Source organism: Tardiphaga sp. (genome assembly GCF_028290785.1).
In the GTDB taxonomy this organism is placed as follows: Bacteria; Pseudomonadota; Alphaproteobacteria; order Rhizobiales; family Xanthobacteraceae; genus Tardiphaga.
Genome location: NZ_JAQGJD010000242.1, coordinates 1 through 9728, shown reverse-complemented (window position 1 = coordinate 9728; position 9728 = coordinate 1). Strand labels below are relative to the sequence as shown.

Sequence of the window (9728 nt, the reverse complement as noted above, 5' to 3'; positions counted from 1 at the left end):
CTATCCTGGGCGATGATGTCGTTGGCGTGCTGTTCGATCACCCGCCGCATCGGCAGGTCGGTCAGCTCGTCGTAGTAGGCGCGCCGGAATAGCTGTTGCTCGGCCGCCTTGTGTCGGCTGAGGTCGCTGGCGCTGGACAGCAGCAGGCTTTGCTCGCCGATGCGCACCGGGCGATGGTGGGTAAGAAAGATCCTCTCGTCCCGCGCGCCGCTGATCCGTTCCTCGAACACCGCGGAGCGGCCGGAGTGCAGCAGGTCGATGGCGGTGTCGCGACGATGGTTCAGCGCCTGGGTCAGAAATTCCGGTTTCGAAGCGCTGGCGCGAAAATCCGCGGCCGGCGCGTTGAACTGCGCCGTGGCGGCGTCATTGACCAGCAGGAAGTTGCCCTCGTGGTCCTGCACCGTGATCGAGGCCGGCAGCATCCGGACGATCTCGCGCAGCATCTCGAGCTCGGCTGCGGGATCTCCACCGAATCCCCCATTGACCGCCGCCGCATGCGCGTCGGGAGCGGTGGGGTCGGCGGCTGCCGGTCGCAGCGTTTCAGGGGCATATGCATTCTGCATGGTGGCCGACCGTCGCAAATGCCGTTGTAGTTTTGGTTAAACTGACCGCAGAAATTGCGGTACGGACGTATGAGCGGCGGCAATTGCCGGGAACCCGCGCGGCGTCATTAACAAAACGTCAACGCGGCGGCCGAAACGGGGGGGCAGTCGAAAGCGTCGGACGTGCGGTATTCGCCGGGGGCCCGCGGAGAAGAATGCTGTTGGCTGTTGCCGATCTTTGAAAGGAACCATGCGTCCGTGCGGTGGTCGGCAGCGCGCGTATCGCTATTTTTTTGGCCCTATCGACACCCTTGCGGCCCGCCACCATCATTCTCAAAGCTGCGGGATCCCTGCGATCCGCGGCAGTTCGCTCGAGATTGAAGATGGCCACCCCATGAGCAATTCGTCCAAAGCCAACGTTCTCTGGTTCCTGCCGACCCACGGCGACGGCCGTTATCTCGGCACCAGCAACGGCGCCCGCGCGGTGGATTTCAACTATTTGCGGCAAATCGCGCAGGCCGCCGACCAGCTCGGCTATTTTGGCGTGCTGCTGCCGACCGGTCGTAGCTGCGAGGATTCCTGGGTGGTGGCTTCTGCCGTCGCGCCGTGGACAGAGCGGCTGCGTTATCTGGTTGCCGTGCGGCCGGGCCTGCAGTCGCCCAGCGTCGCCGCACGCATGACCGCGACCCTGGACCGTGTCACCAATGGCCGGCTGCTGATCAACGTCGTCACTGGCGGCGATCCGGTCGAGAACAAAGGCGATGGCATCTTCCTGGATCACGACGAGCGTTACGCCGTCACCCGCGAATTCCTCAACGTCTACAGCGATTTGCTGGCCGGCAAGACGGTCAACGTGCAGGGCAAGCACATCTCTATCGAGGACGGTCGGCTGATCTTCCCGCCGGTGCAGTCGCCGCGTCCGCCGCTGTATTTCGGCGGTTCGTCGGATGCCGGCATCGATGTCGCCGTCGATACGGTCGACAAGTATCTCACCTGGGGCGAACCGCCCGCTGCCGTGGCCGAGAAGGTGGCGCGGGTGAAAGCCGCTGCCGCCAAGCGTGGCCGTACGTTGTCGTTCGGCATCCGCCTCCATGTGGTGGTGCGCGAGACCAGCGAGGCTGCGTGGAAAGCGGCCGACGAACTCATTCAATACGTCACCGACGACACCATCGCCGCCGCGCAGAAGACGCTGGCGCGGCAGGACTCGGTCGGCCAGAAGCGCATGGCCGAACTGCACGGCGGCCGCCGTGACAAGCTCGAGATCAGCCCCAACCTGTGGGCCGGCGTTGGCCTGGTGCGCGGTGGCGCCGGCACGGCGTTGGTCGGCAACCCCCAGGAAGTCGCGGCGCGGATCAAGGAATATCAGGACGTCGGCGTCGATACCTTCATCATGTCAGGCTACCCGCACCTCGAGGAAGCCTACCGCTTCGCCGAACTGGTGTTCCCGCTGCTGTCCCTGCAGCAGCACGACAACGTCACACCGCTGCGCGTCCAGAACGGTCCGCTCGGCGAAACCATCGCCAATGAGCATCGTCCGCTCGCCAGCCAGGCTTCCGCATCATGAGTATCGTAGAAATCCTTCCCCGCGTTCGCAGCTTTCGTTTGCCGCGCATCGATGGCCTGACCCAGTGGATCGTGCCGCTGGTCATTCTGCTGGCCTGGCAGATCGCCTGCGTCACCGGTTTCGTCCCGGCGCGGGTGATGCCGGCGCCGACCGATGTCGCGCTGGCCGGCTGGAAGCTGCTGGTCTCCGGAGAATTGGCGCAGAACATCTGGGTGTCGTTCTGGCGCGCCTCGGTGGGGTTCCTGATCGGCGGCAGCATCGGCTTCGCTTTCGGCCTCGCCAACGGGTTGTCGGAATTGAGCAGCAAGCTCACCGACACCACGCTGCAGATGGTGCGTAACGTGCCGCATCTGGCGCTGATCCCGCTGGTGATCCTGTGGTTCGGAATCGATGAGTCGGCGAAACTGTTCCTGGTGGCGCTCGGCGTGTTCTTCCCGATCTACCTCAACACGCTGCACGGCATCCGCACCGTCGATCCGCACCTGATCGAGATGGGCCGTATTTATGGCATGAGCAATGGCGAGCTGTTCCGCCGGGTGATCTTCCCGGGCGCGCTGCCGTCGATCTTCGTCGGCGTGCGTTTCGCCCTCGGCATCATGTGGCTGACGCTGATTGTGGCGGAAACCATCGCGGCGTCGTCGGGCCTCGGCTACATGGCGATGCAGGCGCGTGAGTTCATGCAGATCGACGTCGTCGTGTTGAGCATCCTGATCTACGCGCTGCTGGGCAAGGTCGCCGACAGCGCCTCGCGCGTGCTGGAGCGGCTGACGCTGTCCTGGCACCCGGCGTTCCAGAAATAATTGGAATTGAAGTTGGAAATGAACATGAATCAGTCCCTTCGCCTCGCCCATATCGATGCTCAACTGGTCGAAGCTCCCTCCGAATTCGAGCAGGCGCTGTCGGAGCGCCGCAAAGAAGGCCAGGCCAACCGCGGCCTGTCGCTGACCATCCGAGGCCTGCGCAAATCGTTCGGCACCAACGAGGTGCTGCGCGGTGTCGATCTGCATATTCCTGCCGGCCAGTTCGTCGCCATTGTCGGCCAGAGCGGCTGCGGCAAGAGCACGCTGCTGCGGCTGATCGCGGGCCTCGACAAGCCCACCGCCGGCACCATCAGCTTCGGCGAAACGACTCGCCCCGAAGATATCCGCGTCATGTTCCAGGAGCCGCGGCTGCTGCCGTGGGCGCGCGTGCTGTCCAACGTCGAAGTAGGCCTTGGCGTTGACCGCACCTCCGCCGACGCGAAAGCACGTGCCGAAAACGCGCTCGGCGAAGTCGGTCTGACCGACAAGCGCGACCAATGGCCGGCGGTTCTCTCCGGCGGCCAGAAGCAGCGCGTGGCTTTGGCCCGCGCGCTGGTCAGCCATCCGCGCGTGCTGGCCCTGGATGAGCCGCTCGGCGCGCTGGATGCGCTGACCCGCATTTCGATGCAGCGGCTGCTTGGCCGGGTGTGGCACGACCAGGCTTTCACCTCGATCCTGGTGACCCACGACGTTGCGGAAGCCGTCGCCCTGGCCGATCGCGTGCTGGTCATTGAAGAAGGCCGCATCGCGCACGATATCGATGTGAACATCGCCCGGCCGCGGCAACGCGGCTCGGCCGAACTTGCCGCGCTGGAAGGCTCGATCCTGCGCAACTTGCTGGGCAACGGCGATGCCACTGACCTGTGAGACGGACATGAACTCCATCGTGCGTAATATCCAGATCGACCGCGACGTGCCATCCGCCGAATTCCGCGGCGCCATGCGGGCTCTGGCCGGTGGCGTCAGCGTTATCACCGTCGGCCGCGGCAAGGACATCTCCGGCATGACGGTGACCTCGGTCTCGTCGCTGTCGGTGGAGCCGCCGACGCTGATCGTCAGCGTCAACCGGCAGTCGTCATCATGGCCCCTGCTGCAGCGCTATGGCGCGTTCGGCGTCAATATTCTTACCGCGGACCAGCTCGACATCGCCGAGCGGTTTGCCGGCAAGGACGGCTTGAAGGGTGCGGCGCGCTTCTCCGGCGCGCAATGGGTCACCCGGGCGACCGGCGTGCCGCTGTTGGTCGGCAGCCTGGCCGCGATCGATTGCGACGTCGAAGAGGTCATCGAGCGGCACTCCCACGCCATTGTCATCGGCCGCGTCCGAGACGTGATCACCGCGGCGCCGCGCACCGCGCTGACCTACTGGGATGGACAATATGTGGCCATCGACCAGAACGAGGACGCACTGAAGCTGGCGGAAGTGAGCCTGCCCTCGGTGCGTGGACTGCGGGAGATTTGATCGCTGGCCTCCCCACGTCATTGCGAGCGAAGCGAAGCAATCCAGAAAGCGTCAAGCTCTGAAGCGCTGGACTGCTTCGTCGCAAGGCTCCTCGCAATGACGGTGGTCGGCATGTGTGGTCACTTCGTCAGTAGCGCGAAGGCCCCGTTCCAGTCGTCCGGCGGCGGGTTTTGCCGATAAGCGAGAATCCGCTTTTCATACAAATCATACAGCAGCTCCAGCAACTGCCCGACGTCGGACTTGCGGCCGCGCTCGATGGCGAACAGCGCGCCCTCCCAGTCGCGGCTACGGTAGCAGGCCAGCATCTCGATGGTCAGGTTGCGCAAGCGCTGGAAGCGCTCCGATTGCGCCATGTCGTCGCGACCGGCGATGGCGTAGATCACCTCCGGCTCCCTCTTGCCCTTCACCATGATGAAGTCGAGTTCGAGGATCGCAAAGCTGTCCTTGGCCGCCAGTGCGGTCTTCGAGCCGACAATGATCGGAAAGCCGTATTCCTTGGACTGGCCCTCCAGCCGCGACGCCAGATTGACGCTGTCGCCGAGCACCGAATAGTCGAACCGCAGATCCGATCCCATGTTGCCGACCACGCAGGTGCCGGTGTTAAGGCCAATGCCGACCTTGATCGGGATATAGACGTGGCCGCCCTGCGCCGCCTCGTCTTCGCGAATCGCATTCAGCGCGTCGATGCGCTCCAGCATGTCGAGCGCGGCCTCGCAGGCGTTGACCTGGTGGTCGGCGTCGTCGAGCGGCGCGTTCCAGAACGCCATGATGGCGTCGCCCATGTATTTGTCGATGGTGCCCTTGCGGTCGAGAATCGCATTGGTGAGCGGCGTCAAGAAGCGGTTCATCAGCGTGGTCAGGCCATGCGGATCGTGCTTGTAGGATTCCGAGATCGTGGTGAAGCCGCGAACGTCGGAGAACATGATGGTCATCTCGCGCTCCTCGCCGCCGAGCACCAGTTTCTCCGGCGATTGCGCGAGCTGCGCCACCAGCGCCGGCGACAGGTACTGGCTAAACGCCGAGCGGATGCGCTGCCGCTGCCGCTGTTCCCGAACGAAGTTGCTGAAAATCAGGCTGAGATAGATCAGCGTGGTCGACAGCAGCGGATAGGTGAAGTCGATGAGCAGCCTGTTCTGCGTGTAGAAGTACCACGACGTGCCGACCAGCAGGGCTGCGAACACCGCGCCCATCGCCAGCAGCGTCACCGGCCCGAACATCGGCGCCAGCCATATCACGATAATGCCAAGCAGCAGCGCGATGCACAGCTCGGCGCCGATCGCGTAGTTCGGCTGCGACAGCACCGTCTTGGTCAGCACACTTTCCAGCACCTGGGCATGCACCTCGACGCCAGGCAGTACCGAATCGAGCGGCGTCGTTTTGGTGTCGAGCAGGCCGACGGCCGAGGTTCCGATCAACACCAGCCTGCCGGCGATCCTGGCTGCCGGCGCCGTGCCATCGAGCACGTCGGCGGCAGACACGTAAATGCTGGGGTCGTGTTTGGCGAAATGCACCCAGAGCTGGCCGTTGCGGTCGGTGGGAATATCGAAGCCTCGGCCGGCGATACTCTTGATGCCGGCGCGGTCGGATTTGACGAGGATGGTGTCGGTACCCGTCGCCACCCGCAGCATTTCGAACGACAGCGCGGGCATGGTGATGCCCTGCGCCTGCATCAGCATCGGCACCCGGCGCACGATGCCATCGCGTTCGTTGCGAATGCTGAACAGCCCGCGCCCGGCGGCGGCACCTTCCAGTTCGGGTATGTTGCGCAGCAATCCGGGAAAGCGAACCAGGAACGGCTGCGGATCGCCGCCGAGCATCGCCAGCCCGGTTACCGGCAGCGAGGTGTCGAGGTCCGCACTAACGGCGGACAGGCCGGATTCGCCTAGCACCACTCGCGAACGCCGGATCGCATCGGCAAAGAGCTGGTCGTTGCTCGGCAATGCGCGCAGCTTGTCGCGGGTGGCGTCGTCGAGACCGACCATGGTGTCGGCGGCGATGGCGGGATTGGTGCGGTCCGGTTCGGGGAACGTGATGTCGAACGCGATCACCACGGCCTTGAGCTGGGTCAAGTGGGTTACGAGTTCAGCGATGCGGCTGCGCGGCCACGGAAACTGGCCGTACTTCTTGAGACTGGCCTCGTCGATATCGACGATCACGACGGGGCGGGCCGTTTTCGCGCGCGGCTCGATGACCTGGTAGGTGTCGAAGGTGCGGACCCGCAATTCCTCCAGCGCCGGCAGGTCGGCGATGCGCAGCAGCGCTAACACCAGCAGCAGCGCGGCGCAGAACGCGCGGGCAGGGCCGAACCGCCGCGCCAGCCGCTGCACTCGCCGCATTTGCTTCATGTCGGCATCGGGATGTTGGCGGCCATCACTTCTCGCGGAAAGCGCGCATCAGCTGGTCGTTCAGCGGCTTGGCAAGATAGGCCAGCATGGTGCGGTCGCCGGTCTGCACGAAGGCTTCCACCGGCATGCCCGGGATCAGGCGGACGTCGCCGAGCCGCGCCACTTCCGAGGCCGGCATCGAGATCCGGATCGTGTAGTAGCTTTGCCCGGTGCGCTGGTCGGTGGTGGTGTCCGGCGACACCCGGCTGACCACGCCGTTCAGCTCCGGCGTGGTGCGCTGGTTGAAGGCGGAGAGCCGCAGCAGCGTCTTCTGCCCGATCTGCAACTGGTCGATGTCCTGCGGATTGACGCGGGCTTCCACCGAGAGGTTGTCGGCCTGCGGCACGATCAGCATGATGGCGTCGCCGGCGGTGATTACGCCGCCGACCGTGTGCACGGTGGACTGCAGCACCATGCCGTCCTGCGGCGCGCGGATGTCGATGCGGCGCAGCTGGTCCTCGGCGGTCACCTTGCGTTCGACGAATTCGCCGATCTTGTCGTTAGTCTCGCGCAAATCCTTGGAGACTTCGGAAACGAGGTCCTTGTCGATCTGGATGATCTGCAACTCGGTCTCGGTGATCTTGCCCTTGGCCTGGGCGCGGGCGGCAATGAATTGCGCGCGTTCGCCGGCCAGCCGCGCCGCGTCGCGCTCCAGCAACGTAAGTCGCGAAATCTGCACCAACTGCTGATTGTACAGCCCGCGGACGCCGACGAGTTCTTTCTCCACCAGTTGGATCTCGCGGGTCTTGGCCGCCTCCTGCGCGGTCAGGCCGCCGATCTCCTCGTTGAGCTGGGCGATGCGTTCGCGCAATTGCGCCTTCTGGCCGGTGCGTCCGGCGGAGCGGACGTAGAACAGTTTGGTTTCGCTGCCGATCACGTTCTTGACGTCGTCGTCGGCGATCTGCTCAAGGAGGACCTGGGGAAAGGTAATGCGCTCGACGCCCCGCTGCTCCGCCTCCAGCCGCGCGGCGCGCGCCCACAGCCCGTTCAGGTTCTTGGTGACGATAGCGAGGCCAGCCTTGGTGACGGTGTCGTCGAGCCGGACCACCACGTCGCCGGCCTTGACCACGTCGCCATCGCGGGCGCGTAGCTCGCCGACCACGCCGCCGGTCGGGTGCTGCACCTTCTTGACGTTGGAATCCACCACCACCGAGCCCGGCGCGATCAGCGCGCCGGAGATCTGCGCCGTGGACGCCCAGCCGCCGATGCCACCGGCGAGAACCAGCACGACCACAAGGCCGATAATGAGATGAAGGCGGATCGAGCCGCGCGCGGTCGGGGGAGCGGTCATGGCTTGGCTACCCCGCCGTCGGACACGATCTTGATGGGCGGCGGCGCCGGCCGCTGCAGCACCTGCGCCAGCACCGTCTCTTTCGGCCCGAACGCCTGCATACGGCCGTCCTTCAGCACCAGCAGCATATCGACGCCTTCGATGCCGATCGGTCGGTGCGCCACCACGATGACGATGGCGCCGCGCTCGCGCGCCACCCGCACCGCGCGGGTCAGCGCCTCGTCGCCCTCGGTGTCGAGGTTGGAATTGGGCTCGTCGAGCACGATCAGGAACGGATCGCCGTACAGCGCGCGGGCCAGCGCGATGCGCTGCGCCTGACCGGCGGACAGCACGCTGCCATGGTCGCCGATTTCGGTGTCGTAGCCGTCGCGCATGGTGACGATCAGCTCATGCACGCCGGCCTGCCGGGCGGCGGCGATGATGCCGTCGGATTTCGCGTCCGGGTCGAAGCGGCAGATGTTCTGCGCGATCGAGCCGGCGAACAGCTCGACGTCCTGCGGCAGGTAGCCGATGTGGCGGCCGAGGTCGTCCGACGACCACTGCTCCAAGGCGGCGGCATCGAGCCGGACATGGCCGCGCGCCGGTTGCCAGACACCGACCAGCGCGCGCAGCAGCGACGACTTGCCGGAGCCGGAGGGACCGATGATGCCGAGCCCGTTGCCGGCCTTCAGCGCGAAGCTGACCTCGCTGACGGTGATCCTGGGACTGCCGGGCGGCGCCACGCTCACATTCTCTACCGCCAGCGTCTGGGTCGGATTCTGCAACTGCGTCAGCGTTGCCTGCTTCGGCAGCGCGCCGAGCAGCCCGTTGAGCCGGTGCCAGCTCTGTCGGGCCGCGACAAACCCCTTCCAGTGCGCGATCGCCAGATCGACCGGCGCCAGCGCGCGGGCGCTGAGGATCGAGCCGGCGATGATGATGCCGGCGGTAGCCTGCTGGTTGATCACCAGATAGGCGCCGACGCCGAGCACCGCGGACTGCAGCATCATCCGCATCACCTTGGCGATGGCGCCGAGGCCGCCGGCGACATCGCTGGTGCGTTGGTTGCCGGCGAGATAACTCTCGTTGGCGCCGGTCCAGCGCCGGGTCAGCCGGCCGGCCATGCCCATCGCCACCACCACTTCGGCATTGCGCCGGCTGGCAGCGGCGATGTCGCTGCGCCGCGCTGCCAGAGTGGTAGCTTCCCGCGCCGGGGCGCGGGTCATGTATTCGGTGACCACGGTCAGCAGCACCAGAATGAGGGCGCCGACCAGTGCGGTGATGCCGATCATGGTGTGGAAAGCGAAGCAGATCGCCAGATACAGCGGCAGCCAGGGCAGGTCGAACAGCGCGCTGGGGCCCATGCCGGACAGAAAGGCGCGGACATTGTCGAGGTCGCGCAGCGGCTGCAGGCCCTCCTGCTGGCCGCCGGCGGTCAGCGGCAGCCTTACCACGGTCTGGAACACCCGCGGGCTCAGCGCCTCGTCGAGCGCGGTGCCGACCCGTACCAGGATCCGGCCGCGCAGCAGATCGAGCACGCCCTGGGCGATGTACAGCCCGCCCGCCAGCACAATCAACCCGACCAGCGTCGGCACGCTGCGGCTCGGCAGCACCCGGTCGTAGACCTCGAGCATGAAGAACGAGCCGGTGAGGTACAGGAGATTGATCATGCAGCTCATCAGCCCGACGCCGAGGAACGCACCGCGGCAGGC

At 65.7% G+C, this 9728-nt stretch carries 8 protein-coding genes; 4 read left to right on the top strand and 4 right to left on the bottom strand.

Annotated elements, in window-relative coordinates:
- A partial coding sequence (locus JWR89_RS15270) for a PAS domain S-box protein (protein WP_299717577.1) occupies positions 1-563 on the bottom strand: 563 nt, incomplete at its 3' end.
- A gap of 373 nt (positions 564-936) precedes the next feature.
- Between JWR89_RS15270 and ssuD the strand changes: the two genes are divergently transcribed.
- Genes ssuD through JWR89_RS15250 form a run of 4 tightly spaced genes read left to right on the top strand, consistent with a single transcriptional unit; the run spans position 937 to position 4365 of the window.
- Complete coding sequence (ssuD, locus tag JWR89_RS15265; protein ID WP_299717575.1) at positions 937-2106, top strand: FMNH2-dependent alkanesulfonate monooxygenase; 1170 nt, start codon at positions 937-939, stop codon at positions 2104-2106.
- Positions 2103-2906 (top strand): aliphatic sulfonate ABC transporter permease SsuC, encoded by an 804-nt coding sequence (gene ssuC / locus JWR89_RS15260; RefSeq protein WP_299717573.1) that lies wholly within the window; start codon positions 2103-2105, stop codon positions 2904-2906. Before ssuD ends, ssuC begins: the two co-directional genes overlap by 4 nt.
- A gap of 24 nt (positions 2907-2930) precedes the next feature.
- The gene (locus JWR89_RS15255) at positions 2931-3773 is read left to right on the top strand and encodes an ATP-binding cassette domain-containing protein (protein WP_299717571.1); all 843 of its coding nucleotides are present in this window, start codon (positions 2931-2933) and stop codon (positions 3771-3773) included.
- Positions 3774-3780: 7 nt separating this feature from the next.
- Positions 3781-4365: a flavin reductase family protein gene (locus tag JWR89_RS15250; RefSeq protein ID WP_299717569.1), complete on the top strand. Its 585-nt coding sequence runs from the start codon at positions 3781-3783 to the stop codon at positions 4363-4365.
- 119 nt (positions 4366-4484) lie between these two features.
- Here JWR89_RS15250 and JWR89_RS15245 read toward each other — a convergent pair whose 3' ends face one another.
- The 3 genes from JWR89_RS15245 to JWR89_RS15235 all read right to left on the bottom strand — a co-directional run.
- Positions 4485-6710 carry an adenylate/guanylate cyclase domain-containing protein gene (locus JWR89_RS15245; RefSeq protein ID WP_299717567.1) on the bottom strand — a complete coding sequence of 742 codons (2226 nt, stop codon included), beginning with the start codon at positions 6708-6710 and terminating at the stop codon, positions 4485-4487.
- 25 nt (positions 6711-6735) lie between these two features.
- The gene (locus JWR89_RS15240) at positions 6736-8040 is read right to left on the bottom strand and encodes an HlyD family type I secretion periplasmic adaptor subunit (protein ID WP_299717565.1); all 1305 of its coding nucleotides are present in this window, start codon (positions 8038-8040) and stop codon (positions 6736-6738) included.
- Positions 8037-9728 (bottom strand): type I secretion system permease/ATPase (locus JWR89_RS15235; protein WP_299717563.1); only part of this gene is annotated, 1692 nt, incomplete at its 5' end. The genes JWR89_RS15240 and JWR89_RS15235, both read right to left, overlap by 4 nt.

Coding starts and splice junctions, on each gene's coding strand:
- ssuD (WP_299717575.1), top strand. CDS start 937: ATGAGCAATTCGTCCAAAGCCAACGTTCTCTGGTTCCTGCCGACCCAC.
- ssuC (WP_299717573.1), top strand. CDS start 2,103: ATGAGTATCGTAGAAATCCTTCCCCGCGTTCGCAGCTTTCGTTTGCCG.
- JWR89_RS15255 (WP_299717571.1), top strand. CDS start 2,931: ATGAATCAGTCCCTTCGCCTCGCCCATATCGATGCTCAACTGGTCGAA.
- JWR89_RS15250 (WP_299717569.1), top strand. CDS start 3,781: ATGAACTCCATCGTGCGTAATATCCAGATCGACCGCGACGTGCCATCC.
- JWR89_RS15245 (WP_299717567.1), bottom strand. CDS start 6,710: ATGAAGCAAATGCGGCGAGTGCAGCGGCTGGCGCGGCGGTTCGGCCCT.
- JWR89_RS15240 (WP_299717565.1), bottom strand. CDS start 8,040: ATGACCGCTCCCCCGACCGCGCGCGGCTCGATCCGCCTTCATCTCATT.